The 25,323-nt window shown below is 72.5% G+C and carries 21 protein-coding genes; 12 read left to right on the top strand and 9 right to left on the bottom strand.

From position 1 onward, the window contains the following. Positions 1–61: 61 nt before the first annotated feature. On the bottom strand, positions 62–160 hold the full coding sequence (locus FXF51_RS63780; protein ID WP_411268367.1) for a hypothetical protein: 99 nt from the start codon (positions 158–160) through the stop codon (positions 62–64). Positions 161–493: 333 nt separating this feature from the next. Between FXF51_RS63780 and FXF51_RS20105 the strand changes: the two genes are divergently transcribed. Both FXF51_RS20105 and FXF51_RS20100 read left to right on the top strand, forming a co-directional pair. Further along, positions 494–1,741, top strand: coding sequence for an MFS transporter (locus FXF51_RS20105; RefSeq protein WP_187414460.1), 1,248 nt, complete (start codon positions 494–496; stop codon positions 1,739–1,741). A 203-nt stretch (positions 1,742–1,944) separates the two neighbouring features. Beyond that, entirely contained in the window at positions 1,945–3,105 is a 1,161-nt protein-coding gene (locus FXF51_RS20100) for a ThiF family adenylyltransferase (RefSeq protein WP_148436057.1), read from the top strand. Between the two features lie 39 nt (positions 3,106–3,144). Here the strand turns inward: FXF51_RS20100 and FXF51_RS20095 are convergent, their stop codons facing one another. Then, positions 3,145–4,329 carry a DUF2786 domain-containing protein gene (locus tag FXF51_RS20095; protein WP_187414459.1) on the bottom strand — a complete coding sequence of 395 codons (1,185 nt, stop codon included), beginning with the start codon at positions 4,327–4,329 and terminating at the stop codon, positions 3,145–3,147. Between the two features lie 177 nt (positions 4,330–4,506). On the opposite strand from FXF51_RS20095, the gene FXF51_RS20090 reads away from it, so the two are divergent. Both FXF51_RS20090 and FXF51_RS20085 read left to right on the top strand, forming a co-directional pair. After that, positions 4,507–5,760, top strand: a complete 1,254-nt coding sequence (locus FXF51_RS20090; protein ID WP_148436055.1) for a hypothetical protein — start codon at positions 4,507–4,509, stop codon at positions 5,758–5,760. 199 nt (positions 5,761–5,959) lie between these two features. Further along, positions 5,960–8,227 carry an ATP-binding protein gene (locus FXF51_RS20085; protein WP_148436054.1) on the top strand — a complete coding sequence of 756 codons (2,268 nt, stop codon included), beginning with the start codon at positions 5,960–5,962 and terminating at the stop codon, positions 8,225–8,227. Here the strand turns inward: FXF51_RS20085 and FXF51_RS20080 are convergent. Next, positions 8,211–9,167: an alpha/beta hydrolase gene (locus FXF51_RS20080; RefSeq protein WP_148436053.1), complete on the bottom strand. Its 957-nt coding sequence runs from the start codon at positions 9,165–9,167 to the stop codon at positions 8,211–8,213. The two genes, FXF51_RS20085 and FXF51_RS20080, sit on opposite strands and share 17 nt — an antisense overlap. Positions 9,168–9,363: 196 nt before the next feature. Here FXF51_RS20080 and FXF51_RS20075 point away from each other — a divergent pair, with 196 nt between their 5' ends. The 3 genes from FXF51_RS20075 to FXF51_RS20065 all read left to right on the top strand — a co-directional run bounded on the left by FXF51_RS20075 (position 9,364) and on the right by FXF51_RS20065 (position 11,394). Then, positions 9,364–10,089: an alpha/beta fold hydrolase gene (locus FXF51_RS20075; protein ID WP_148436052.1), complete on the top strand. Its 726-nt coding sequence runs from the start codon at positions 9,364–9,366 to the stop codon at positions 10,087–10,089. Position 10,090: 1 nt separating this feature from the next. Beyond that, positions 10,091–10,876 carry a LysR substrate-binding domain-containing protein gene (locus tag FXF51_RS20070; RefSeq protein WP_148436051.1) on the top strand — a complete coding sequence of 262 codons (786 nt, stop codon included), beginning with the start codon at positions 10,091–10,093 and terminating at the stop codon, positions 10,874–10,876. Positions 10,877–10,962: 86 nt separating this feature from the next. Beyond that, complete coding sequence (locus tag FXF51_RS20065; RefSeq protein ID WP_148436050.1) at positions 10,963–11,394, top strand: hypothetical protein; 432 nt, start codon at positions 10,963–10,965, stop codon at positions 11,392–11,394. Positions 11,395–11,407: 13 nt separating this feature from the next. Here the strand turns inward: FXF51_RS20065 and FXF51_RS20060 are convergent, their stop codons facing one another. Continuing rightward, positions 11,408–12,439 (bottom strand): NAD(P)H-dependent flavin oxidoreductase, encoded by a 1,032-nt coding sequence (locus tag FXF51_RS20060; RefSeq protein ID WP_148436049.1) that lies wholly within the window; start codon positions 12,437–12,439, stop codon positions 11,408–11,410. Positions 12,440–12,613: 174 nt separating this feature from the next. Here FXF51_RS20060 and FXF51_RS20055 point away from each other — a divergent pair, with 174 nt between their 5' ends. Then, entirely contained in the window at positions 12,614–14,152 is a 1,539-nt protein-coding gene (locus FXF51_RS20055) for a long-chain-fatty-acid--CoA ligase (RefSeq protein WP_148436048.1), read from the top strand. A 19-nt stretch (positions 14,153–14,171) separates the two neighbouring features. On the opposite strand, the gene FXF51_RS20050 is transcribed toward FXF51_RS20055, so the two are convergent. Together FXF51_RS20050 and FXF51_RS20045 are read right to left on the bottom strand one after the other, a co-directional pair. After that, entirely contained in the window at positions 14,172–15,092 is a 921-nt protein-coding gene (locus tag FXF51_RS20050; protein WP_262379703.1) for a helix-turn-helix transcriptional regulator, read from the bottom strand. Positions 15,093–15,174: 82 nt separating this feature from the next. Then, the gene (locus FXF51_RS20045; protein ID WP_148436046.1) at positions 15,175–16,155 is read right to left on the bottom strand and encodes an aldo/keto reductase; all 981 of its coding nucleotides are present in this window, start codon (positions 16,153–16,155) and stop codon (positions 15,175–15,177) included. Positions 16,156–16,269: 114 nt separating this feature from the next. Here FXF51_RS20045 and FXF51_RS20040 point away from each other — a divergent pair, with 114 nt between their 5' ends. From FXF51_RS20040 to FXF51_RS20030, 3 genes are all read left to right on the top strand, one after another. Further along, positions 16,270–16,860 carry a TetR family transcriptional regulator gene (locus FXF51_RS20040; protein WP_148436045.1) on the top strand — a complete coding sequence of 197 codons (591 nt, stop codon included), beginning with the start codon at positions 16,270–16,272 and terminating at the stop codon, positions 16,858–16,860. Positions 16,861–17,018: 158 nt separating this feature from the next. Beyond that, positions 17,019–19,388, top strand: a complete 2,370-nt coding sequence (locus FXF51_RS20035; protein ID WP_148436044.1) for a DUF4132 domain-containing protein — start codon at positions 17,019–17,021, stop codon at positions 19,386–19,388. 98 nt (positions 19,389–19,486) lie between these two features. After that, a complete protein-coding gene (locus tag FXF51_RS20030; RefSeq protein ID WP_148436043.1) occupies positions 19,487–20,929 on the top strand; it encodes a beta-propeller fold lactonase family protein in 1,443 nt (480 codons plus the stop codon). A gap of 31 nt (positions 20,930–20,960) precedes the next feature. On the opposite strand, the gene FXF51_RS20025 is transcribed toward FXF51_RS20030, so the two are convergent. The 3 genes from FXF51_RS20025 to FXF51_RS20015 form a co-directional block, all read right to left on the bottom strand. After that, positions 20,961–21,806, bottom strand: a complete 846-nt coding sequence (locus FXF51_RS20025) for a BTAD domain-containing putative transcriptional regulator (RefSeq protein ID WP_148436042.1) — start codon at positions 21,804–21,806, stop codon at positions 20,961–20,963. A gap of 110 nt (positions 21,807–21,916) precedes the next feature. Continuing rightward, the gene (locus FXF51_RS20020; protein WP_148436041.1) at positions 21,917–23,035 is read right to left on the bottom strand and encodes a lactonase family protein; all 1,119 of its coding nucleotides are present in this window, start codon (positions 23,033–23,035) and stop codon (positions 21,917–21,919) included. Positions 23,036–23,078: 43 nt separating this feature from the next. After that, the gene (locus tag FXF51_RS20015) at positions 23,079–24,059 is read right to left on the bottom strand and encodes a GntR family transcriptional regulator (protein WP_148436040.1); all 981 of its coding nucleotides are present in this window, start codon (positions 24,057–24,059) and stop codon (positions 23,079–23,081) included. Between the two features lie 112 nt (positions 24,060–24,171). On the opposite strand from FXF51_RS20015, the gene FXF51_RS20010 reads away from it, so the two are divergent. Beyond that, the gene (locus FXF51_RS20010) at positions 24,172–25,275 is read left to right on the top strand and encodes a hypothetical protein (RefSeq protein WP_148436039.1); all 1,104 of its coding nucleotides are present in this window, start codon (positions 24,172–24,174) and stop codon (positions 25,273–25,275) included. Positions 25,276–25,323 lie beyond the last annotated feature (48 nt).

Raw genomic sequence — 25,323 nt, 5'->3', positions numbered from 1 at the left:
CGCCCTTCACCCGAGCGCGCCCGATCAACGTGACTGCTTCTCCTGGTCCTGATGGCGTTGATCACCGGGCGTGCCGGATGGCGCCGGTGTGGTGCAGGCGGACGTTGTGCTGCGCCCAGCGAGCACGGAAGCCGGAGCTGCGGGTGGACAACTCGCCGATGAGCTGGGTGCCGCCGTCCGAGGCGGAGCAGCGCCGCCCTCCATCCCATCAACCGGCGCGGCACCGCCGACGAGATCGCCCAAGCCGTCCTGCGGCTGTGCAGCCCCGTCCAGCAGCAGTGGACCGTCCGCCGACGGCCGCGGCGCTCCCATCCACCGGACCAGACCTCATCACCCCGTCATTCCCGCGATGACGATCTGACCTGCGCGAACGGTGCCACGCGCGACCTCGGCGGGGCGATCCGATCCGCATAGATGTCACAGGAGACTCATCCGCTGCCAGCGAACCCGCGAATCCCTCATGCTCAACCGCAAACAGATCGCGAGGTCGTTCATGCCAAGCCCCACGCCGCGCAGCATGATCCGGCCCGGCAGGCGTCTCAGCCTGCCGCCGCTGGCACTGCTGATCACCGGCCAGGCGCTGTCGGGGCTGGGCGACCGCTTCTTCGTCGTCGCGTTGCCGGCGATTCTCCTGCAACGGTACGGCACGGGGACTCTGGCGCTGGTCCTCACGGTTTACGGCGCGGCGCGGCTCGCGGGGCTGTTTCTCGGCGGTCCCTTCGCGGACCGGTTCCCCCCGCGTCAGATCATGCTGACGGCCGACGTGGCCCGCGCGGTCGTCATCGGGGTCCTGTGCCTGCTGGCGTGGACGGGCAGGGCCGGAGTGTGGGAGCTGTGCGCGGCCACCGCGATACTCGGCCTGGCTTCTGGAACGTTCCTGCCTGCCAGCTTCTCCATCATCCCGGCCATCGTCGACGAGTCGCGCATCCAGCGGGCGACCAGCCTCAACTACGCGACCACGCAGGCCGTCGCCCTCGGCGGCCCGGTGATCGCGGGCGTCGCCGTCGCCCGTTTCGGCGCCGGGCCCGCGCTGGCGGTGGATGCGATCTCCTATCTCGTGTCCGTGGTGACGCTCTGGCTCATGAGACGACCGGCGAACGACGCGATGGCGCCTGCGGCGCGCGCGGCCGGGCTGCGTGGCGTCATGCGGGAACTTCCGCTGCTGAAGGTCATCATGACGCTGGCCGCCGTCGGCAACATCGGTTTCGCCGGGGTCCTGGAGGTCGGCCTGCCGGCTCTGCTGCACCAGACCGTCGCACCGTTCGCCGCGGCGTACGGGATCGTGCTGGGCGCCTTCGGGCTCGGGGCGCTGCTGGGCAGCCTTCTCGTGGGGGCGCGGCCGACGCCGCGGAACCCGGTGCGGCTGGCGGTCGCGCTACTGCTCCCGCAGGCCGTCATGCTGGCCGCGGCCGGGCTCACCGCCGGAGCCACGCTGACCACGCTGCTGTTCCTCGGCGTCGGCTTCACCAACGCGGCCGCCAACGTGCTGCTGATGGCCGTGGTGCAGACCGCGGTTCCCGCCGAGGTCCGCGGGCGCGTGTTCGCGGCGCTGCTCGTGGCCTCGATCGGCTTCTTCCCCGTGGGGGCTCTCCTCGCGGGTCTCCTGGCTTCCGCCACCGGGCCGCGCGCGGTGTTTCTCCTCGCGGCGGCCCTGGTGGCGGTGACAAGCCTGGCCGGCCTCATGTCCCGGCCGGTCAGGTTCTTCTCGAGAGGAGGTGAACCACATGCGGTACGAGATTGACCTCTCCGGCGACACGCCCGAGCTCGAAGGTGACAACAACTGGGTGTTCTTCTAAACCCAGGCGCGGAACACAGGTGTGACGGTTCCGGGAGCCGGCGGCTCGTGCCGGCTCCCGGAACCCCGCCCGCCCTGAGGGACGGCCGACAACAAGTGTGGAGGAATACGCGATGGCATACCCCCTTTCCTTGGACCGACACATTCGCGTGAAGCCCATCTATCCGAAATACCGGCTGGACGACGGGTGCTTCCGCATCGGCGCGCAAGCCGGCGTGACGGTGGAGATCTCCGACCCGTACGGCGAATTGTGGACCCTGGTCAACGCGCTGGACGGCGCCCGGCCGCTCGGCGAGGTCGTTGCCGTCGTCCGCGAGGCGTTCCCGCACCTCGGCCTCGATGACGTGCTCGACGCCGTGCGCGACCTGGACGGACGCGGCTTCGTCGAGGACGCCGAGCCGACCGCGTACGACGGTGACGACCTGAGCCGTTATGTGGGCAACATCAACTACTTCAGCCACTACGACCGGCTGTCCTCACACCGGGGCGCCGTGCAGGACCGGTTGCGTGCGGCGCACTGCGTCCTGTTCGGCCTCGGCGGCGGCGGGTCGTACATCCTGCCGTTGCTGCTGGGCGCGGGCTTCGGCAAGATCACGGCCGTCGACTACGACCGGGTCGAGCGGACCAACCTCAACAGGCAGTTCCTCTACCGGGAGAGCGACCTGGGCTCCTACAAGAGCGAGGCTGCCGCGCGGCTCGCCGGTCAGCTCAACCCCGACGTCGCCTTCGTCCCCGTACAGCAGAGGATCGAGTCGGCGACCCAGGCCGCCGAGCTGGTGCGGGGAGCCGACGTGGCGATCTGCGCGATCGACGAGCCGCCCTTCATCGCGCAGCGGCGGGTCAACGCCGGCTGCGTGCGGGAATCCGTCCCGTACGTCGGCGGCGGCTCGTTCGTCACCCGCGGCCGGATGTTCACCGTCCGGCCCTTCGAGACCGGCTGCCTGGACTGCCTGCATCTGTACTACCGTCGCAACGACCCGAGGTACCTCACCAAGCTCGGGGCGGCTCTGCGCTCCGGCCTCGGGAGCGTCACGATCGCGTTCCCGCCGCACATCGCCCTGGTCGCGGCGATGATCGCAGGCGAGGCGATTCGGCTGGTCACCGGGCATGCCGAGCCCATCGCGCTGGCCCGGCAGATCGACGTCCACTTCGAGACCGGTGCGCTGCAGGTGATGTCCTCGTGGCCGCGCGACGAGATCGGCTGCCCGGTCTGCGGCGCCGGCGCCGACGCGGGGGAGTTCGAGGTGTGGCGCGCCGGCGTCTCCTCGCCGGAGGGTTTTGACGAGCTTGCCCTTGAGCGCGAGACCTGAGGATCTCCGGCCGTGCCGCCTGTGCGAGCCCTCGCGGTGCTATCGGTCGCGCGTCCCGAGGCTGGCTTGATCGGCGGCGGTCCGGCCGGCCGCCCAGCCCTCCCGGTCCCAGGCCGTGCGCATCCTGTGTGAGACCAGGTTCGGGAACAGGCGCTCGACCGCCTGCTCCACCTCCTGTTCGCGGGCCGCCAGCACCGGCACCAGGTCGGTGCCCCTGCTGGCGCTCTCCTGCGCGACCGCGTCCGCCGTGGCCTCGGCGAGCCGCTCGCCGATCCTGGACGCGAACGCCGACAGGAACGACTGGCGGAACGTCTTGTTCCTGGACCGGCCGGTGCCGTGCTTCTTGGTGCCCGAGTTCACCAGCGCGGTCTGCGCCTGCACCAGCAGCGAGGTGAACAGCATCTCCACCCAGGACAGGTCCGCCCCGAACCCCAGCACGGTGGCGAACCCCAGCTCCTGCGACCAGATCACCCGGCATCTGTTGGCCTCGGCGACGAGGTTGAGCAGCACGAGCTTGGGCTGCTCGTACGGCGCGTCGACGCCGACCCGGATGCCCGCCGGGGCCTCGCCTCCGCCCGGCTGCGCGTCCAGCATCGCCGCGTCGATGCTGTACTTCGCCATCAGGCTCTGCGCCGCCGACGTGAACGTCTGCGCCTCCGCCTCGTACGTCGTCGACTCCGCCTTGGCCAGCAGCGCCCGTACCCGGGCCAGCGTCTTCTCGCTGACCGTGTGCGAGCGTGCCCGGACCGGACGGCGAGCGGCCCCGGGCGGCGGGCCCAGCGACTCCAGCCGGGGCAGCCCGGTCAGCGATCCCAGCAGTTCCAGCACACCGGAGACGGTCACCAGCCGAAGGGCCCCGTCGCGGGCCTGCCGCGCCGCCAGGTAGCCGCCCTTCCACCACACCGTGGCCTCAAGGCCGGCGAGCTGGTCGCGCCAGCGCTCGTCCACCGTGGCCGGCGCGTAGGCGCGCAGCTCCCAGGCTATGAGGTCGGCCGCCACCCGGCCGTGCCAGTCGGTCAGCCGCCTGGCCGCGATCCTGACCACGTCGGCGGGCTGCCAGCCGTTGCGCCACAACCCGGAGATCGCCCGGGTCACGGCCTCCACCAGCACGCGGTCGGCGTCGTCGCGGTCGGCCAGGAAGGCGGCGGCGGAGTCGAAGGCCGCCTGGTCCTCGCGGGTGAGCGCCTCCATCGCCGTGCCGATCAGCTCGTTGGCCTTGCTCACCCGTGCCCGTCCGCCTTGAAGAGAGTCCGCCAGAACTCTACCGTGACCGGGGTGCTGACCGGCTGGTGCTGAAGGCGGTGCCACTCGCCGGAGGCGGGCATGTTGACGCCCTCTGTGCGGCATGTTGTGATCCACACATGCGTACTTCATGCTCATTTAGTAGGAAATGAGGTGGTTATGGGGTTACTTCAGCGTGCCGCCGCGGTAGTCATGTTCCTGGTGAGCGCGGCAGGCATCCAGGCCGTGCAGAGCGGACCGGCACAGGCGGCACTGCCCACCGCCGCCGTCGCGCTCGGCGACAGCTTCGTCAGCGGTGAGGGCGCGGGCGACTACCAGCCCGTCGTCGACGCCTCCGGCACGGCACAGGCCTTCCCCGGCTGGTCGGCGCCCAACAGCAACGCCTACTTCTGCCACCGGTCGGCGAACGCCTCCGTGTTCGCGGCGTCGCTCCCCGGCATCCAGCAACGTTTCAACCTCGCGTGCTCCGGCGCCCAGCCCGCCGACGTCTCCGCCCCCTCAAGCGCCAGGGCCGAGGGCCGCGCCGTCGCCTCGCAACTCGACCAGCTGCGCTCCATCGCGCAGACGCACGACATCGACGTCGTCCTCGTCGGCCTCGGCTCCAACAACACCCAGTTCACCTTCGGCGACGTGGCCACCCTGTGCGCCAACCGCTTCATCGCCGACGCCTGGACAGGCTGGTGGGAGTTCTGGGCCTATCTGAAGGGCGAGGTGCCGCAGAAGCCCTGCACCGCCGCGGACCTGGCCACCGACGCCGAGGTCGCCGCCGCCACCACCGAGACCACCGCCGCCCTGCGCCAGATCCTCGACACCCTCGCCCAGATCGACGCCGACGGCGTCCACCAGGTGATCCTGCAGACCTACACCAACCCGCTGCCGCCCGAGCTCGCCCCGCAGTACCACGACGAGGACAACCGCACCGACACCCGCGACAAGTTCCGCGCCCTCGGCGCCGAGCGCTACGCCGCCGGGTGCCCGATCCACCGCGCGAGCCTCGCCCCTGGGCACGTCTTCTCCCGGAACCTCGGCTCCCTGGTCAAGAACGCGCAGGCCACGCTGGCAGCCGAACGCCCGGCGGCCGACCTGCGCGTACTGGACGTCCAGCAGGCCTTCGACGGAGCCAGGCTCTGCGAGAATGCGGGCAGCCCGGCGGGCGCGCTCGCGACACCGGTGCGGGTGCAGGACGGGCCGTCCGGCACGTTCATCACCAGCCTGTCCGGCTGGGACAAGATCGGCATCCAGCGGGCGGCGAACACCTGCGTCACCTACTTCCAGACCTGCCAGGAGTCGTGGCACCCCAACGCCGCGGGCCACACGGTCCTCGGCCGGTGCCTGACCGGCGCCTTCACCGCTGTGCCCCGCGCGATCGTCACGTGCGCTCGCAACGCGAACGGCACGCTCACCATCTCCTGACGTCCTCCTGACGTCACCGCGGCTCGCGTCCGGCTCTCTGAAGCCGGACGTGTCGCGGGGCAGGCTGCCGGTCCCGCACACCCACCTCGGCGGCCCCCGCCCGTCCGCGGCCGTGGTGGCGCATCTCTCCCGGTCAGAGGCTCAAAGGCCCTCAGCGAGCGGATAGTGTTCTGCGAGATCCGGGAGATGAGGGAGACGAGTGGCGGAGTCGTTCGGCGAGTTGCTGCGGAGCATGCGGCACGCGGCCAGGCTGACGATCGAGGAGCTCTCCCACGCCTCCGGCGTCAGCGTACGCGCCATCGGCGACATGGAGCGCGGCACCAGCAGAGGCCCGCAGCGGCGTACCGTGCAGGCGCTGGCCGAGGCGCTGCGGCTCGACGAGGAGCGGCAGGCGAGCCTGTCGGAGGCCGCCAGGGCGGGCCGCCCGCGGCAGGAGGCCCGCGCGCCGGGCGCGTGCGAGCTGCCCCGCGGCGTCGGCGACTTCACCGGACGGACGCGCGAGCTCGGCCTGCTGCGTGACCTGGTCGTACAGGAAGAGGACGCCGTCGTGGCGGCGATGTCGGGAGCGGCCGGCATCGGCAAGACCGCGCTGGCCGTACGGGCGGCCGCCCACCTCGCCGGCCTGTTCCCCGACGGCTGCTTCTACCTGGATCTGCGCGGCATGGACGCGGCCCCGCTGGAACCCGCTACGGCGCTGTCGCGGCTGCTCAAGGCCCTGGGTGTGGCCGAGCGGCGCATCCCCGCCGACGAGGAGGACCGCGCGGGCAACTACCGGGCGCTGCTGCGCGAGCGGCGCTGCCTGGTTATCCTGGACAACGCGGCGCACGAGAGCCAGGTACGCCCGCTGCTGCCGTCGGGCGGCCCCGTCATGACGTTGATCACCAGCCGCCGGCCGCTCGCCGGGCTGGAGGGCGTGCACCAGCTCCCACTGGAGCACCTGGCCGCCGGGGAGGCGACCGAGCTGCTGCGCGGCATCGTGGGCGCCGAACGCGCGCAGGCCGACCCGGACGGGGTGGCGCGGGTGGCGAGCCTGTGCGAGAACCTGCCGCTGGCGCTGCGCATCGCCGGCAACCGGCTGCAGAGCAGACCCGCCTGGACACCCGGGCAGCTGGCCGCCCTGCTCAGCGACGAGGGACGGCGGGTGGAGTCGCTCGCCGCCGGTGACCTGTCGGTGGCGGCGGCCTTCGCGCTGTCGTACCGGCAGCTGTCCGTTCCCGCCCGGCGCGGCTTCCGCCGCCTGGCGCTGGCCGCGGCGCCGGACTTCGGGGTGCCGCTGACGGCGGTCCTGGCCGAGCTGGGCCCGGCCGAGGCCGAGGACGCGCTGGAGGAGCTGGTCGACCTCGGTCTGCTGCAGTCGCCGTACCCGGGCCGTTACCGGTTCCACGACCTGGTGCGGCTGTTCGCGCGTTCCCGGCTGTCGGAGGAGGAGCCCGTCGCCGGGCAGGAGCTGGCGCGGCGGCGGATGGACGCGTGGCTGCTGGAGATCGCCACCGTGGCCGGACGCTGGTTCGAGCCCGACTACGGGGCGCCGCCGCCCGGCTGGGACTCGCTGGTCGAGCTGGACGATCAGCAGCAGGCCAGGGAGTGGCTCATGGCCGAGGGCGAGGCGTGGCTGGCGGCGCTGCGTGAGACGGCCCGGCTCGGCGAGCACGCCCGCGTGGTCGAGGTGGCCGAGGCCATGCACTGGTTCTCCGACCTGTGGATGCACTGGGGGCACTGGCCCGAGGTGTTCGGCCTGTCGTCGCGGGCCGCCCGCGCGATGGGCGACCCGGTGCAGGAGGCCGCGCACCTCAACTACCTGTCGTGGGCGCAGACGTACTGCCTGGCCCGTTACGGCGAGGCGGAGGCGACCGCCCTGCGCGCCCTGGAGCTGGCCCGCCGGAGCGGCGACGTACGCCAGCAGGGCTGGTCGCTCACGTACGCGACCTGGGCGCTGTGGGGACGCGACGACCAGCCGGGCAAGGAGACGGCGCTGGAGCACAGCCGCCGGTCGGCGGAGTGCTTCGAGCAGGCCGGGGACGCCGACGGCCACGCCCAGGCCCTGGTCGGCGTCGGCAACTGCCTGCGCAGGCTCGGCCGGCTGGAGGAGTCGCTGCGGCACTGCCTGGCGACGGTGGAACGGCTGCGCGACCCCTCGTTCGGCGGCTCGCCCGCCATCACCAACCACGCGATCGGCGCGGCGCTGGACGTGGTGGGCGAGTCCTACCTCCAGCTGGGACGCTGGCAGGAGGCCGCCGACCACTACCAGCAGGCGCTGTCGGAGCTGCGCACCCGCCCGATCGGCCGGGCCCTGGCGCTGTCGCTGACCAACCTGGGCCAGGCGCTGGTGCGGCTCGGCCGGCCCGGCGCGGCCCGCGAGGCGTTCGCCGAGGCCGTCGAGCTGTACGAGGCGGCAGCCGACACCGCGCGGGCGGCCGCGGTGATCGAGGAGCTGGACCGCCTGGCGGAGTTCAGCTCGCAGAAGTGAGCGCCCGGCGGAGCGTGCCGATGGCCAGCTCGATCGCCGAGGCGGCCGCCTGCGTCCCGCGCAGCGCGTCGAGCATCACGAAGTCGTGGATGATCCCCTGGTACCGCACGGCCGTCACCGCCACCCCCGCCTCGCGCAGCTTGTTCGCGTACGCCTCGCCCTCGTCGCGCAGCACGTCGGCCTCGCCGGTGATGACCAGTGCGGGCGGCAGGCCGGTCAGGTCCTCGGTGGTGGCGCGCAGCGGGGAGGCGGTGATCTCGGCCCGTTCCTGCGGGGAGGTGGTGTACTGGTCCCAGAACCACTGCATCCCGTCGCGGCGCAGGAAGTAGCCCTCGGCGAACTGCTGGTAGGAGCCGGTGTCGAAGGACGCATCCGTGACCGGGTAGAACAGCACCTGCTGACGCAGCGTCAGCCCGCCGCGCTGCTTGGCCATCAGGGTCAGGGCGGCGGTCATGTTGCCGCCGACCGAGTCGCCGGCCACCGCGATCCGGCTCGCGTCCAGGTCCTTGGACGCGCCCTGCTCGACGACCCAGCGGGCGACCGTCCAGTTCTGCTCGATGGCCACCGGGTAGCGGTGCTCGGGCGAGAGGTCGTACTCGGGGAAGACGACGGCGGCGCCGGCGCCCACGGCGAGCTCGCGGACCAGCCGGTCATGGGTGCGGGCGTTGCCGAACACCCAGCCGGCGCCGTGGATGTAGACGATCACCGGGAGGGCGCCCGTGCTGCCCGCGGGCCTGACGATGCGGGCCTTGACCCGGCCCGTGGGGCCGCCGGGCACCGTCACCCACTCCTCGTCCACGTCGGGCTTGGCGACCGGGCCGGACTGCACCTCGTCCACGGCCTTGCGGCCCTGCTCCGGAGGAAGCTGGAAGAGGTACGGCGGCTGCGCGGTCGCCTCGGCGAAGGCTTGCGCGGCAGGTTCCAGGACAGGCTTGCTCATGTTCGCTCCAAAGGCATGAAAAGGGGCGGGGCTCCGGCATAGGAGGGGAGCTCCCGTTTCGCTCCACATCCAAGCAAGCGCCCCCAGCGCAGCACGAGGCAGAACCACAGGCAGAAGTACGTTTCCGCCTCGTACCCGCTCGTCGCGGCCTGTTTGGATCGCCACCCGGAACACCTTCCATCTGAGGAGCATTCGCATGCCACACAGCAGCACCCCGACCGTCGTGCTCGTCCACGGAGCGTTCGCCGACGCGGCGAGCTGGTCGGGCGTCATCACCGAGTTGCAGCAGCACGGCGTCCCCGTGGTGGCGCCGCCCAACCCGCTGCGCGGCCTGCCCGCCGACGCGGCCTACGTCGCCTCCGTGGCGTCCGGGATCGACGGGCCCGTCGTCCTGGCCGGGCACTCCTACGGCGGCGCCGTCATCACCGTGGCCGGTGCGGCGCAGAACGTCGCCGGTCTCGTCTACGTGGCCGCCTACGTCCCCGACGAGGGCGAGAGCCTGGGCGAGCTGCAGGGACGCTTCGCCGAGCCGCCGCTCGCCGCCAGCCTGCGCCAGTCCGCCTACCCTGGCGAGGACGGCCGGGACGCCGTCGAGTTCACCATCGACCCGCAGGCGTTCCCGCGGGTCTTCGCCGCGGACGTGCCCGAGGAGGTCACCCGCGTGCTGGCGGTGGCGCAGCGCCCGCTGGCCGCCGCCGCCTTCACCGACCAGGCGAGCACGGCGGCCTGGCGCACCAAGCCGGCCTGGGCCGTGATCGCCGGCGCCGACCAGGCGATCAACCCCGAGGTTCAGCGGTTCGGGGCCGCGCGGGCGGGGGCGAGCGGCGTGGAGGTCGCGGGGGCTTCGCACGCGGTGGCGGTGTCACGTCCCAAGGAGGTCGCCGCCGTGATCCTCGAAGCGGTCCGCGCGCTGTCGGCCTGACCTGACGGAGGCGGCCCCCGCCTCGCTCGCCCGGACGAGCGGCGGGCCAGCAGGAATCCGGCCAGCGCGGCCGCGAGCCCGGCCAGCCCGGCCGCTGCTGCACCGGTCGCCGTCCGGCGTCTCGCCGACGGGGGCGGGGGAGGAGCTGCTGCCGTACGCCGACCGCATTCTCGCGCTCTCCGCGCAGGCGCTCACCGAAGCCGGGCGCGCGCTCACCGGCCACTGCGGCGTCGGGCTGCACGAGGACCTCGCCGCCGCCCAGCTCCCGCAGGCCCTCGCCGACCTCGCCCACGTGCACCCCGGCACCACGCTGGAGGTGCTCACCCTGCCCAAGACCGCGATCCGGGAGGCCTACGACGCGGGCCGCATCCAACTCGTGCTCGACGAGGTGCCGGACCTTCCCGGGCCGCCCCGCTGGACGGTGCGCCGCCCGCTGGTCTGGGCGGTCGGTCAGGGCGTGGACGTGACCACCGACCCGCTGCCGGTGGTGCTGTTCTCCAACCCCTGCTTCTGGCGAACGGCGGTGCTGGAGGCGCTGGAGCGCACCGATCGGCGGTGGCGGACGGTGTTCGAGAGCAACAGCCTGGTCGGCGTGCTCGCCGCGCTCCGGGCCGGGCTCGGCGTCGCGGCGCTCATGCCCTCGAACCTCGAACCGTCCATGGCCTGCCACGACGAGGATGCCTTGCCCGCGCTGCCGGACGTCGAGCTCGGCCTCGCGCGGCACCCGCGGACCGAGGGGGATCCGCTGATCGACGCCGTGGAGGTCGCGCTGCGACGCATGATCTGAGCGCTGGGCCACTTCCTGCACGTCCTGCGGCTGACGTCGTGGCGCTTGATCTGTTCAAGTGTGGCGGCGGATGTGACGATGACCGGATGGATGTGGCGTTACAGGCTCTGGGCGTGGCCTCGCTCTTGATGACCGTCTACGTGTTCCCGGTTCTGGAGCGCCGCCGCGCCGCCGGCACCAGGGCGAAGGTGGAGGCCGCACTGGCCGTCGGCGCCGAGGTCGGCCCACTCAGGCTCGTCGTCGCGGTGGCCGTGCGTGAGGGCGCCTCGTGGCGGACGGGCACCCTCCGGTACGCCGAGCGCCGCATGACCTGGCGCAGGCGTCACGAGGAGCTCGACCTGACCGACGCGTCCGTCCGATCCTGGCGGGAGCTCGAGAAGCCGGAGCGGAAGAAGGTGCGCCCGTACCCGATGCGCGTGGCGCTCCTCTGCTCCCACCCCGAGCTCGGCGACTTCGAGCTGACGGCGGCCCCGGACGACCTGGCGGTGGTGGCCGGGCTGCTCGGCGCCGAGAAGTGATCGGCGGGACGGCCTACTCGGCGGCGGCCCCTGATCCGAAACGGGTCAGAACTGCCTCGGCCTGCTCCATCATGTCCGTCACGATCCGCGCGGCGGGTTTGATGTCGTGGATCAGGCCCACGCCCTGCCCCATCAGCCAGGGCATCTCCTCCCAGTCGGCTTCGGTCTCCGCGACCGCCAGCGTCAGCGGGAACTTGCGCACCGGCGTCCGCCGCCCCTGGACGACCGTGGTGCCGACCTCGTCCAGGGAGCCGAGGTCGGCCGGGATCTCCGCCAGGCGGTGGTCCCACTCGGCGACCACCCGGTTGCGGTGCAGCCGCATCGGGTTGAAGCGCGGGAACTCCGGCCCGAAGATCGACGTCAGCACCGCGCTGTCCCCGGCGGCGGCCACCAGCCGCCGGTGGTGCTCGGGATGGACGCGGGCCTCGCGCGAGGCGACCATCCGGGTGCCGACCCACACCCCGTCCGCGCCCAGGCAGAGTGCGGCGGCGACCTGACGGCCGTCGGTGATCCCGCCCGCGGCCAGGACCAGCGCCCGCCCGCCCACGGCGTCCACGACGGCCGGCACGCCGACCATGGTCGGCAGGCCACCGTAGTTGTGACCGCCTGCCTCCCAGCCCTGGGCGATGACGACCTCGGCCCCGTCGTTCACGGCGAGCCTGGCGGCGTCGGCGGAGCCGACCTGCTCCCACACCGACACCCCGGCCTCGCGCAGCAGTTTCACCTGGTCGGCCGGGGGATGGCCCCAGTGGAAGGAGACGATCGGCACCCGCTCCGCCACGCACACCTCGACCAGCTCGCCGGTGGGGAAGAAGCTGATGAGGTTGACGTGGAACGGCCGGCCGCCGGTGCGCTCCCTGACCTCGCGGATCATCTCCCGCAGCCGGTCCGGGGGCAGGAGCGCGGCGCCGATCGCGCCGATCCCGCCGGCGTTGGTGACCGCCGCCGTGAACTCGGGCGTCTCGGCGACGAAGGCCATTCCCGCGCAGACGAACGGGTACGGGATGGCGTACTTCGCGGTAAGTCTGGTGGACAGCACGGACATGACGGCGTCCTTCCTCGCGACCCTGCGCCCATCGTCCCGCCTCGCGGGCCGCTTGCCCAGCAGGGGGACAGGCACACCGCGCGGCCGGACGGAGTCGGCACGTTCGTACAAGTCCCGCCGGCACCCGCCGGAGCATGCTGGGGACGGACGACGCGTTCCGACGAGAGGGTCACGATGCTCAACCTGTCGATCATCCTGGAGGACAGCGCCCGCAACGCTCCCGACCGTACCGCCCTGGTCCTCGGCGACCTGCGCCTGCCGTACTCCATGGTGGACTCCGTCGCGAACCAGGTGGCCGGCCTGCTGGTGGCGCGGGGGATCGGCAAGGGCGACAAGGTGGCGCTGCTCTGCCCGAACCTGCCCTACTTCCCGTTCGTCTACTTCGGCATCCTCAAGGCGGGGGCGACCGTGGTCCCGCTCAGCGTGCTGCTGCGGCCACGCGAGATCACCTACCACCTGACCGACAGCGACGCCAAGGCGCTGTTCTGCTTCGAGGGCACCGCCGAGCTGCCGACAGGGGAGCGGGGGCGGGAGGGCTTCGACGGCGCGCGGGGGTGTGAGCACTTCTTCGTCCTGCCCGCCACGCCGCTGGCCACGGAGTCGGAGCACGGCGAGTCGTTCTGGGCGGCGCTGGACGGGATGCCCGGACAGTTCGAGACGGTACGAACCGGGCCGGACGACGTCGCGGCCATCCTCTACACCTCCGGCACCACCGGCCGGCCCAAGGGCGCCGAGCTCACCCACGCGAACCTGCTGCTCAACGCCGTCGTCAGCGACCAGATGTTCCCCGTCGACCCCGAGGGTGACGTCTCGCTCGCCGTGCTGCCGCTGTTCCACTCCTTCGGCCAGACCTCCGTCATGAACGTGAGCCTGCGCCGCCGCGCCACCCTCGTGCTGCTGCCGCGCTTCGAGCCCGGCCAGGCGCTGGAGCTGATGCGCGAGGAGAAGGTGACGATGTTCGCCGGGGTGCCCACGATGTACTGGGCGATGCTGTCGAAGATCCACGCGGACGGGATCGAGGTGCCCAGGTCGCTGCGGGTGGCGGTGTCGGGGGCGGCCGCCTGCCCGGTCGAGGTGCTCAAGGACTTCGAGGCCACGTTCGGCATCCCGATCCTGGAGGGGTACGGCCTGTCGGAGACGTCCCCCGCGGCCTGCTTCAACCAGCTCAGCCGGCCCACCAAGCCCGGCACCATCGGCTTCCCCCTGTGGGGGGTGGAGATGCGGCTGGTGGACGGCGACTGGAACACCGTCGAGGGCGAGGGGCCCGGCGAGATCGCCGTCCGCGGTCACAACGTCATGAAGGGCTACTACGGGCGGCCCGAGGACACCGCCGAGGTGCTGCGGGACGGCTGGTTCCGCACCGGCGACGTCGCCACCCGCGACGAGGACGGCTACTACGCCATCGTCGACCGCACCAAGGACATGATCATCCGGGGTGGTCTCAACGTCTACCCGCGCGAGGTGGAGGAGGTGCTGATGACGCACCCGGCGGTCTCGCTGGCGGCGGTGGTCGGCGTGCCGCACGCCTCGCACGGTGAGGAGGTCAAGGCGTACGTCATCCCGTCGGCCGGCGCGAACGTGACCGAGGCCGAGCTGGGCGCCTGGTGCAGGGAGAACATGGCGGCCTACAAGTACCCGCGGATCATCGAGTTCCGTGACAGCCTGCCGATGGGGGCGACCGGCAAGATCCTCAAGCGTGAGCTGCGCTCGTAGCCGTGCGCTCCGGAGTCCCTCAGGGCAGCCAGTCGATCGCGGCGGCCAGCTCGGAGGGCGCGTTCCCGAAGGTGCGGCGGAAGGCGCGGGTGAAGTGGGGGCCGTCGGTGAATCCGGCGGTGTGCGCCGCCGCCGTCAGCGTCTCGCCGGCGGCCACCCGGTCGATGGCCTGCCTCAGGCGCAGCCATCGCACGTACGGCCGGAGCGGGATGCCCACGTGTGCGCTGAACAGGTGCGCCAGGCGGCTCGGCGACAGGTGGACGGCGTCCGCGACGGCGCGCAGCCGTACCGGCCCTGACGGCAGGAGCGCGGGGATGACGGCGATCGCCGCCTCCACCGCAGGGTGGAGCGGGACGTCACCGGCACCGCCGCGGCCGCTCCACGCCTCCACCGTCCGCAGCGCGCTCGCCGCCTCGGCGGAACGCGCGTGACCGGCCGGCGGCTCGGCGAACATCACCGGCCGCCTGCCCTCGCGGCCCCCGCGGCCTTCCGGTCGCCTGCCCTCGCGACCTTCCGGCCACCTGCTGCTGCGGCCTTCCGGCCACCTGCTGCTGCGGCCTTCCGGCTGTGCGCCCACAGGCCCCCGTCCGACCGGCGGAAGGTCGTGGACGGGCCTGTCGCCGGCGGACGGCGACCAGGTCGCGGCCCTCACCCCCGCGCCGGAACGCGCGAGCAGGAACCGCCCCGGCGAACTACGCGGATCCAGATGAACGAGCAGCGCGTCGCGAGCCCCGCTCAGCACCGTGTGCCCGACGTCGGGCGGGATGACGGCGATCCCCGTGGTCACCCGTTCGCCGAGGGCGTCGCCCATGGTGAACGGCTCGGTGGCGACGATGAGCTGAACCGCGTGGTGCGCGTGCAACGCGTTCCCGCCGACCGTGCCGCCGTACAGCATGAGCCCGGGACGCAGGAGGCACCAGCCGCGCCAGGGATGCGCCATCACGACCGCCCTCCAGGCCCGCGACCGGGGGCCGCTCGACGATCATACGTTCCTGCCGCGGAACACGTCCCGGGCCCGCCGCTCAGACCCACATCGGCAGGGCCTGCTCCACGTAGCGGGCGCCGAACCCGCCGGTGGGCAGGATCTCGGCGACGGCGTTGAGGTCCGCCTCGGTGAGGAGGAGGCCGGCGGCGCCGGCGTTCTCCGCCATCCGCTCGGGGCTGCGGGTGCCGGGGATGGGCACGATGTCCTCGCCCTGCGTGAGGATCCAGGCCAGCGCGAGCTGGGACACGCTCGCGCCCTTGGCCGCCGCCAGCTCGGTCAGCTTCCGGACGGCCGACACGTTCTTCTCGAAGTTGCCCGGCTGCCAGCGCGGATCGGCGTTGCGCATGTCGGTGGGGTCGTACTGGCCGGCGGGCTTGGCGGTGCCGGTGATGAACCCGCGGCCGAGCGGCGAGTAGGCGACGAACCCGATGCCCAGCTCGCGCAGCACCGGGAACAGCTCCTCGACGTCCCGCTCGAACAGCGAGTACTCGGTCTGCAGGACGGAGACCGGCTGGACGGCGTGCGCCTTGCGGATCGTCCGCGGGCCGGCCTCCGACAGGCCGAAGTACCTGACCTTGCCCGCGTCGATCAGCTCCTTGACGGTGCCGGCGACGTCCTCGATCGGCACGGCCGGGTCCACGCGGTGCTGGTAGAGGACGTCGAGGTGGTCGACGCCGAGGTGGCGCAGGCTGTCGTCGGCGACCTTGCGGATGTTGTCGGGGCGGCTGTTGAGGCCGCTGATCTTCCCTCCGGTCAGGTCGAAGCCGAACTTGGTGGCCAGGACGACCTCGTCGCGGAAGTCCTTGACCGCCTTGCCGACCAGGATCTCGTTGGAGCCGGTGCCCCAGCCGTACAGCTCGGCGGTGTCGAAGAAGGTGACGCCCAGCTCGTACGCGCGGCGGATGGCGGCGATGCCCGTCTGCTCGTCGCTGGGGCCGTAGGCCATGGTCAGCCCCATCGAACCGTAGCCGATGGCCGAGACGGTCAGGCCCTGACGGCCCAGAGTGCGCTGCTGCACGGCGAATCCCTCTCTGCAAGAACAGAACCAAACGGTTTGGTATTGCCTTCCCTCACCATACTCCTCTCTCTCACCTGGCCGAACCGAACGGTTCGGATCACTAAGGTGAGAGACATGGCCAGCACCGACTCCACCCGCGACCGCATCGTCGCCGCCGCCCAGGCCGAGTTCGCCCGGCACGGCATCGCCGGCGCCCGGGTGGACCGGATCGCCAAGGCCGCCCGCAGCAGCAAGGAACGCGTCTACGCCTACTTCCGCAGCAAGGAGGAGCTGTACGGCTTCGTGGCGGCGCGGGAGCTGGCGGTCGCCGCCGAGGCCATCCACCTCGACCCCACCGACCTGCCCGCCTACGCCGGGCAGATGTTCGACTACTTCACCGCCCACCCCGACCGCTACCGCTTCATCGCCTGGGGCCGCCTGGAGCTGACGTCCGCACCCGCCGAAGGCTCGCCCGACCTCTACCGCCGGGCCATCCTCGGCAAGGTCGAGAAGATCCGCCGGGCCCAGCAGGCCGGTGACCTCGACCCGAGCTGGGACCCGATCGACGTGATGGCCCTCATCACCCAGATCGCCGTCACCTGGATCGACCAGTCCGAACTCGCCGCCCTCACCCGCCACGCCGCCGCCGACCCGGCCCTGGCGGCCCGCCGCGCCGCCGTCATGCGCGCCGTCACCACGATCTTCCCGCCCGCACGTGAATCCTGAACGGCGGGCTGAGCGCGCCGATCGGCGCGTCAACGGGCCACGTAACGGGGTGTGCGGATCGCCGTCGCGGTAGGCGCCTGAAGCGTGGAAGGCGCGGCGGCGTCCGCGGTGGCCCTGTGATCGGAAATCGTCGGCCGCTCTCCCTACACTGACCCGCCATGACCACTGAGACGCCGGACTCCGCCACGTCTTCCGCAACGGAGCCGCTGATACCGGCCGATCCCCACGGCGAGGACCCGGGCATCGGTTCCTGGTTCGACACCGGCGCCGCCGAACGGCTCAGGGGCGCGGCCACGCGGGCCTCGGCCGCCTCCCGGGTGGAGGAGGCCGTGCGGCTGCTGTCCCGTCCCGACGGCGAACGCGACGCGGGCACGGCCATGATCATCACCGACGACGTCACCGACGCCTGGACCCCCGAGGCCGCCGGGATGTTCCTCGACGAAGCCGCCCGCCAATGGACGTACTGCCACGGCAAGCTCTCGTTCATCCTGCGGTGCCGGCTCGACGCCGGTCACACCCTCACGCCCGAGCAGGTCGCGGGCGTCCGGCGGGTGGCCCTGGTGGGGTGGCGGCGCGAGGTGGTGCTGGCGCCGCTCGTCGAGCAGATCCGATCACCCCTGCTCAATCCGGGCGAGCCCTGGGCCGACCGGATCCTGTCCGAGGAGCTGGACGAGACCTGGACCGCCCTGCTCGAACACGCGCTGACCGCGTCGGGCTCCAAGCCGTCCGTCAGGTGGGCGCGCGCCGCCGGCGCCCTGCTGGAGCGGGCCGGCGCCGAGACGGCCAGGGCCCGGCTCACGGGCTGGCTGTCGCTCGTCGGCCGCCCCCGGTCCCTTCCCCTGGACGGCGACTACGAGCATCACACCGACCCGTACAACGCGGTCGCGCTGCGCGGGCTCATCTGGATGCTCGGCTGCCTGCCCGCGCAGCCCGGCACCAGCCGGATGCTGGCCGCGCTGGCCGAGTCCGCGCTGCGCAAGGTTCCGCACCTCGGGCCGCGTCACGCCCCCACCGCCACCTCCGCCATCCACGCCCTGGCCAGGCTCGACGGCGACGACGCCCTGGCGCAGCTGGCGCGACTGGCGGTCACCGTGACGCACCGGGGCACGCTCAAGGTGCTCGACGGCGTCCTCGACGCCAAGGCCAGGGCGCTCGGCGTCTCCCGCGAGGAGGTCGCGGAACTCGGCGTGCCCGACTACGGCCTGACCGAGGTCGGCCGGCTCGTCCAGACCGTCGGGGGCACCACCGCCGAGCTGACCGTGACCGTCGGCAAGGCGGCCCTGAGCTGGCGCAACGACAAGGGCAGAACGGTCAAGTCGCCGCCCGCGAGCGTCCGTGCCGGGCACGCGGAGGAGCTCGCCGCCCTCAAGGGCGTCGTCAAGGACGTCAACAAGATGCTCACCGCCCAGTCCGAGCGCCTCGATCGCCTGTTCCTCGCCCAGCGGTCCTGGACGTACGGGAGCTGGCGGGCCCGCTACCTCGACCATCCGCTGCTCGGCACCCTGGCCAGACGGCTGATCTGGCTGGCCGGCGACGTCCCGTGCCTGTGGACCGAGGGCGCGTTACGCGACCTCGACGGCGCGCAGGTCCGCCCCGGCCCTGAGGCGGACGTCCGGCTCTGGCACCCGATCGGCCGCGACCCCGCCGAGGTGCTGAGCTGGCGGCGCCACCTGGAACGGCACGAGATCACCCAGCCGTTCAAGCAGGCGCATCGCGAGGTCTACCTCCTCACCGGAGCCGAGCGGACGGCCGGTGGCCACTCCACCCGTTTCGCCGGACATGTCCTGCGCCAGCACCAGCTCCACGCGCTGGCCCGCGCCCGCGGCTGGCGGCACGACCTGCACATGGCCGTCGACGGCGGCTTCCCGCCCGCCACCCGCGACCTGCCCGGCTGGGGCGTGCGGGCGGAGTTCTGGTGCGGCCCCGACCACCGCACCGGCGACTGGACGCCCTCCGGCGCCTACCTCCACGTCGTCACCGGCGAGCTGCGCTTCTACCCGCCCGGCGCCGAGACGCACCACGGCGGCTTCATCGACCCCCGCCACACCCCGCCGCTTCCGCTGACGCGGATCCCGCCGCTGGTGTTCAGCGAGGTCATGCGCGACGCCGACCTGTTCGTGGGCGTGGCCAGCGTCGGCGCCGACCCCACCTGGCAGGACGGCGGGCCGTTCGGCGACTACTGGACGTCCTACGGTTTCGGGCCGCTCCCGGCCACCGCCCGCACCCGCCACGATCTGCTGTCGCGCCTCCTGCCCCGCCTGGCCATCGCCGACCGGTGCTTCCTGGACGACCGGTTCCTGCACGTCCGGGGTGATCTGCGCTCATACAAGATCCACCTGGGGTCGGGCAACATCCTCATGTCACCGAACGACACGTACCTGTGCATCGTGCCCACGGGCGGGAGCGGGGCGCGGGTGTTCCTGCCGTTCGAGGGCGATGAGGTGCTGGCCGTCATCCTGTCGAAGGCGATGATGCTGGCCGACGACACCGCCATCCGCGACTCCTCCATCACCGCGCAACTGCGCTGAACCGGCGTGGCGGTGTGTGGGGTTTGTGTACGGGATGCATGGGCCCAGCCCGGAGGATGCCTGGGACGACGGAATCCAGAGTTCGAGGTTGACTCGCCATGTCGAAGCTCCGACGTACCACACTGCTCTGCACCGCCCTGGCCCTGACCGTGACCCCCTTCACCGCCACCTCCGCCGCCACCCGGGTGGCCGCCGGGCCCGAGCGCTCGGTCTACGTGAACGGGCTGGTCTCCAGGGATGTGATGACGTTCCGCGTCCGGGCCGACGGCGGACTGGTGACCCCGCCGCGCACCGTGAACGCGGACGGCGGGACGCGCGGCACCGTCCTGTCGGCCGACGGCCGCACGGCGTACGTGGCCGTCGGCTTCGACCCCAACAAGGGGGACGACGCGCGCGTGATCAGGACGTACCGGATCGGCGCCGACGGCGGGCTGACCCCGTACGGCCCCGTCGTGGCCACCGGAACCGAACCCGTCAGCCTCGCCCTCACACCAGGCGGCGGCACGCTCTACGTGTCCAACCGGGTCGACAACACGATCTCGGCGTTCACCGTCGCCCCGGACGGCGCCCTGAGCCCGTTCGGCGAACCGGTGGCGAGCGGCGAGGTCCAGCCGAACGGCCTGGCCGTCACCCCGGACGGTCACTTCCTGTACGTCAGCCACCGCGGCAAGGACGCCGGCGACTTCGACGCGGTGACGACCTTCGCCATCGGCGCCGGCGGCGAACTGTCCCCGCGGCACGCCTCCACCCCGATCGGCAGGTCGGGCGGCGCCATGGCCGTCACCCCTGACGGGAAGTATCTTTACGTGCCCTGCTCCGATTCCGGAGACCTCTTCGCCTTCGCCATCGGCGCCGGCGGCGAGCTGAGCGAGGTCGCCGGCTCGCCGTTCGACCCGCCCGACCTGCCCATCTCGGCCGTGGCGACCCCCGACGGGCGGCACCTGTACGTCGCCGACGGCGGCCTCCTCCTCAGCGGCAGCAAGTCGATCACCACGTACGACATCGGCGCCGGCGGCGTGTTGCGGCACCGCGGCGAGGTGGACGCGCACAAGTCGCCCGTCGCGATGGCCCTGTCGCCGAGCGGGCGCCGCCTGTACGTCTCCAACATCGACTCCGACGACGTGTCCGGCTTCGCGGTGGACCCCGGCGGGGCCCTGACGGCGTTGCCCGGCTCGCCGTACGACATGGGCAAGGGCGACGAGCAGGCCGCGCTGCAGGCCGTCGCCGTCAGCCCGGACCAGGGGCCGGTGGCGTCCCTCACCTCGCGCGTCGAGGGGCTGCGGGTGTCCTTCTCCGCCGCCGCCTCGTCCGACCCTGACGGGCGGGTCGTCCGCTACGACTGGGACTTCGGCGATGGCGTGAAGCTGCCCGACGGGGGTGCGGCGCCGGTGCACACCTATGCGGTGCCCGGGAGGTACGCGGTCACGGTGACCGTCGTGGATGACGAGGGGTGTTCGGTGGCGACGGTCTACACGGGGCAGTCCGTGTCGTGCAACGGGTCGCCCAAGGCCAGGGCCACGCTGCCGGTCACCGTCCGGTAGCGGCCGGCCGCCATCGGCCGGCCGCCAGCGGTCAACGGCCTGCGGGAGGCCGGGCCCGGCCGGTTCGCCGCCGTCGATGGCGAGCCGACCGGGCCGGCCCTGCACCTCCAGCCGCATCCTGAGCGTCCGCGGTCAGGAGCGTCGCGTCGTTCTCCAGGATCGCCTGATGCAGCGCCACCAGCTCAGGCCCCGGATCCAGACCGAGCCCCTCGGCCAGCCGCGCCCGATGCTCCCGGTACAGCCGCAGCGCCTCCACCTGCCGCCCCGACCGGTACAGCGCGAGCATGACCTGACGACGCAGCCGTTCCCGCCCCGGATGCTCGTCCACGGCGGCCAGGAACTCGGCCGCCACCTCGCCGTGCCTCCCCAGCCGCAACTCCAGCTCGACGAACTCCTCCCGCGCCGTGAGGTACCGGTCGAGCAGGCGGGCACGGGCGGGCTCGACGTACGAGCCCGCCGCCCCGCCGAGCACCGGCCCCCGCCACAGCTCCAGCCCCGCCCGCAACGCGGCCGCCGCCCGGCCGGGTGACCAGCCGGCCGCCGCGACGGCCTCACGGCGGCGCAGCTCGAACAGCGCGTGATCGACCTGGCCGGCCGCGACGGTGAGCAGGTATCCGGCGGGGCCGCTGGACAACATCTCCTCGCCGCCGTGCGCGCGCAGTTGCGCCCGTACGGCCGACATCCCGTTCTGGATCTGACTGCGGGCCGACCGCGGTTCCGCGCCGCCCCACAGGGCCTCGATCAGTGCCTCGGCCGGTACGACCCGGTTGGCCCGTAGCAGCATGAACGCCAGCAGTCCCCGCGTCTGCGCCCGTCGCAGCACGTGCGTTCTGCCTGCCACCTGCACGCCTACCGGGCCGAGCACGGTGAAGAACATGAACCTACGCCTCCGGTGCTCGGCTCCTCAGCAGGGGGCCCACGCATTCGGCCGGCGCACCCCCATCAGCACACGCCCTTGCCGCGCGCCCCGTGTCCGTGCGCCTCTGGTCAGCGCGGCCCGACGGCCACGGACTGGAAGAGCGGACGGACCCCGCCCGTCGGCACGGCCTCCGTGATCGGTGCCAGCCTCCCGTCCGCCCCGACGGCGAACGAGATGAGCTCGGCGCGGAGCGTGCTGACGTAGGCCCGCCGCCCGTCAGGCGTCAGCGCGATGCCGACCGGGCCGCGACCGGCGTCGAAGGGAGCATCGGGGACGGCGATCAGCGCCCCGTCGGCGGCGATCGTGAACCCCCACACACTGGTGGCCGCGTCGAGATCAAGGTCCAGGCCCCCGCCGGCGACGTACAACCGCAGCCCGTCCGGTGTCACCGCGGCGCTGACGGGCACGTCCGGCGTGCTGTACGGCGAGCCGGGGACCGCCTTGAGCGAGCCGTCGGCGCCGACTGCGAAGCCGAAGAGCTGGCGGTCCGACACGCTGGTCAGCGCCTCGCACGCGACGTAGAGGAACCGCCCGTCCGGGGTGATCGACATGCCGAGCCCGCCGCGCTCGACCGGCACCGGCGCGCCGATCCTGCGCAGTGTGCCGTCGGTGCGCACCGCGAAGACGACGACGAAGCCGGGCGGCTTGGTGTCCTCCGCGGTGATCGCCGGTCGGCCGTGGCTGACGTACAGGTAGCGGCCGTCGGGCGTGATGGCGAGCCCGCGCGGGCTGTCCTGCCCGGTGACGGCGGGGGCGCCGAGGACGCGCAGGCGTCCGCCGTCGCCGATCGCGAACAGCGACACGGTGCCGTCATCCGTGTTGGCCGTGTAGAGAGCCCTGCCCGACGGCGCCACGACGCTCCCGACCGGGGACGCCCCCGTCCGCATGGGCGGCGCCAGCACGGCGAGCCGCCCGTCGTGACCCACCCGGTACTGGTGCACGTGGTCGTCCAGGGCCGTCGCTACGTACGCGGTGCGGCCGTCACGGGCGAACACGAGCTGCCGCGGCTGCCTGCCCGTCGCGACGAGCGGCGGGTCGAGCACCGGCCTGCCCTGCACGTCGAGGCGGAACAGCGAGATGTCGCCGGAGTCGCCGTTCGTGACGTAGAGCGTGCCGCTCGTGGCGCCTCCAGCCGGTACGCTCCCGGCCGATTCGGCGAACGGCGCGCGTGAACGCGTGAAGCGCATGATGTCTCCCCCGTCGAATGCTCCAGTGGAGCACGCGGCGCCATCATGGCTGCTTCACATCGGCTTCACCCCGAGGACGACCCGCGTCCCTGCTCACCATGACGGCGAACCCGTCGAGATGGCGTGCCAGGATGTACTCGAACATGCCGTCCAGGTCCGACACCGTCTCCTCGGGCAGCATGGCCAGCAGCGGGAATCGTCCGGTGCTGAGAAGTTCGCCGGCCCGCTCGCGCTGGAGCAGCCACCACCCGTCATGCGTCACGCCGGTCTCCTGCTCGGCTTCGGCCTCCTCCGCCATGGACAGCGCCACGGTGTGCACCAGCGCGGGCAGCGTGAGCGCTTCGCGGGCCCTGATCTCCATGGGCAACTCGAGCTCGTCGAGTGCGCGCAGGGTCCACTCGGTGTGGGCCATCATGTTGGGCACCAGCAAGGGACGGGTGAACGAGACGGCCCTGGGCAGCCAGAGGTGCCGCCGGGACAACTCCCACTGCCGGCGGGCGACGAGCTCCAGCTTGGCCCGCCACCCCTCCGGCCCCGGGACGGGCAGCTCCACCTCGCCGAAGACCTCGTCGGCCATCTGCGTCACCAGCTCGTCCTTGCCCGTCACGTGCCGGTACAGCGACATCGGGCCCGCGCCGAGCTCGGCCGCGAGCCGCCGCATGGACACCGCGCCGAGCCCTTCGGCGTCGGCGATCGCGATCGCGGTGCGCAGGACGTGCTCACGGTTCAGCGAGCCCTTGGGAACGCCGGCCTGCTGAACCGCTGGACCCGCCGGCCGCTCCCTTCTGCTCTCGCGCGCGCTGACCACCGTACCGGCGCCGACCCTCGCCTCGACCAGCCCCTCGTCACGCAGGGCCGCCACCACCTTGGTCGCGGTCGCGACCGCGACACCCCACCGCTGGGCGATCTGCCGGATGGACGGTACGCGCTCGCCCGGCCGCAGGTCTCCGGCCAGAATCCGGGTACGGAACTCCGCGACGATGCGCCGGTAGGGCGGATCCGGGCGTTGCTTGGCCGATGCCATGGCCTGCCTTCCCTCAATGTACTAGTTCACTACCTAGCACACTAGTGCACTTTGTGCCGCCTATGAACGGCTGAATCGCTCTTCGTTCAAGGTGTTCCCATACGATGTACGCATGACAATTGATACACCGTACGCAACCTGGCGAGGGCCCGGCATGCGGTCGTGGCACCGGCCGCTCACGATCATGGTGGCGGCCATGTCCGCGTTGGTGGTCGTCGCGAGCGCCGGTCTCCTCGCCGACGGTCGCGAGCTCCTGCAACAGTCGATCTGGGCCAAGCCGCTGAAGTTCGCGGTGTCGTTCGTCATGTACGGCGCGACGCTCGCCTGGCTGATCCCGAAACTGCGTCGGGCGCGGCGCACCATGTGGATCGCCGGAACAGTCTTCGCCGTCGCCGGGCTGATCGACGTCGGCTTCATCGTGGTGCAGGCCGCCCGCGGCACCTTCAGCCACTTCAACGCCGGCACCGACCCGTTCAACCAGATCGGGCAGCAGATCTTCTCCACCGGGGTGTTCGGGCTGTTCGGGGCGAGCCTGATCGTCGCCGTCATGCTGCTGTTCCAGCGCATCGGCGACGCGGCACTCACCTGGGCCCTGCGCGCCGGGCTCGGGCTGGCCGTTCTCGGCATGGCGCTGGCGTCCTTCATCACCGGGTGGACCTCGTCAGCCGGGCCCCGCACGGTCCAGGACGCCTACGGCAGGCCGGTCCCGCTGGTGGGCGGGCACGGGGTCGGGGCGCCGGACGGCGGCGGCATGCCGATCACGAACTGGAGCACCACGGGCGGCGACCTGCGCGTCCCGCACTTCATCGGCCTGCACTCCATCCAGGTGTTCGTGCTCACGGTGCTGCTCCTCACCGCCCTCGCCACCCGGATCGGGTTCTTGCGCCATGAACGCGTACGCGCGCAGTTCACCGGGGTCGTCATCCTGGGCTACAGCGCGGTGTTCACCATCACCGCCTGGCAGGCGCTGCGCGGCCAGTCGCTGATCCACCCCGACGCGGCCACCTGGACCGCGCTCGCGGCGACGGCCGTCACGACCGCGCTGCTGGCGGCCCTGGCCGTCGCGGCGGCCCGCCGCGCCGAGCTAGCGCATGCCGAGACGACGGCGCCCACCGGTCCCTGGGAACGAACCGGCAGCCCGAAGCACGCCCCTCTCCCGAGCCTGGGCCGGGACCCGTCACGCCGACCTCGCGAAAGCTGTAATCCGCGACACTGACGGGGGACCGGGGCGGGTCCACGCTGAGCCGACGACAAGGAAGGCGCG

Origin of the sequence: Nonomuraea sp. PA05 (assembly GCF_008086045.1) — a bacterium.
GTDB lineage: Bacteria > Actinomycetota > Actinomycetes > Streptosporangiales > Streptosporangiaceae > Nonomuraea > Nonomuraea monospora.
Note: the sequence above shows the minus strand (reverse complement) of the source record. Positions and strands in the feature narration are given on the sequence as shown.

Coding starts and splice junctions, on each gene's coding strand:
- FXF51_RS20075 (WP_148436052.1), top strand. CDS start 9,364: ATGCCACACAGCAGCACCCCGACCGTCGTGCTCGTCCACGGAGCGTTC.
- FXF51_RS20105 (WP_187414460.1), top strand. CDS start 494: ATGCCAAGCCCCACGCCGCGCAGCATGATCCGGCCCGGCAGGCGTCTC.
- FXF51_RS20020 (WP_148436041.1), bottom strand. CDS start 23,035: ATGCGCTTCACGCGTTCACGCGCGCCGTTCGCCGAATCGGCCGGGAGC.
- FXF51_RS20050 (WP_262379703.1), bottom strand. CDS start 15,092: ATGGCGCATCCCTGGCGCGGCTGGTGCCTCCTGCGTCCCGGGCTCATG.
- FXF51_RS20010 (WP_148436039.1), top strand. CDS start 24,172: ATGACAATTGATACACCGTACGCAACCTGGCGAGGGCCCGGCATGCGG.
- FXF51_RS20055 (WP_148436048.1), top strand. CDS start 12,614: ATGCTCAACCTGTCGATCATCCTGGAGGACAGCGCCCGCAACGCTCCC.
- FXF51_RS20030 (WP_148436043.1), top strand. CDS start 19,487: ATGTCGAAGCTCCGACGTACCACACTGCTCTGCACCGCCCTGGCCCTG.
- FXF51_RS20060 (WP_148436049.1), bottom strand. CDS start 12,439: ATGTCCGTGCTGTCCACCAGACTTACCGCGAAGTACGCCATCCCGTAC.
- FXF51_RS20065 (WP_148436050.1), top strand. CDS start 10,963: ATGGATGTGGCGTTACAGGCTCTGGGCGTGGCCTCGCTCTTGATGACC.
- FXF51_RS20035 (WP_148436044.1), top strand. CDS start 17,019: ATGACCACTGAGACGCCGGACTCCGCCACGTCTTCCGCAACGGAGCCG.
- FXF51_RS20025 (WP_148436042.1), bottom strand. CDS start 21,806: ATGTTCTTCACCGTGCTCGGCCCGGTAGGCGTGCAGGTGGCAGGCAGA.
- FXF51_RS20080 (WP_148436053.1), bottom strand. CDS start 9,167: ATGAGCAAGCCTGTCCTGGAACCTGCCGCGCAAGCCTTCGCCGAGGCG.
- FXF51_RS20090 (WP_148436055.1), top strand. CDS start 4,507: ATGGGGTTACTTCAGCGTGCCGCCGCGGTAGTCATGTTCCTGGTGAGC.
- FXF51_RS20040 (WP_148436045.1), top strand. CDS start 16,270: ATGGCCAGCACCGACTCCACCCGCGACCGCATCGTCGCCGCCGCCCAG.
- FXF51_RS20015 (WP_148436040.1), bottom strand. CDS start 24,059: ATGGCATCGGCCAAGCAACGCCCGGATCCGCCCTACCGGCGCATCGTC.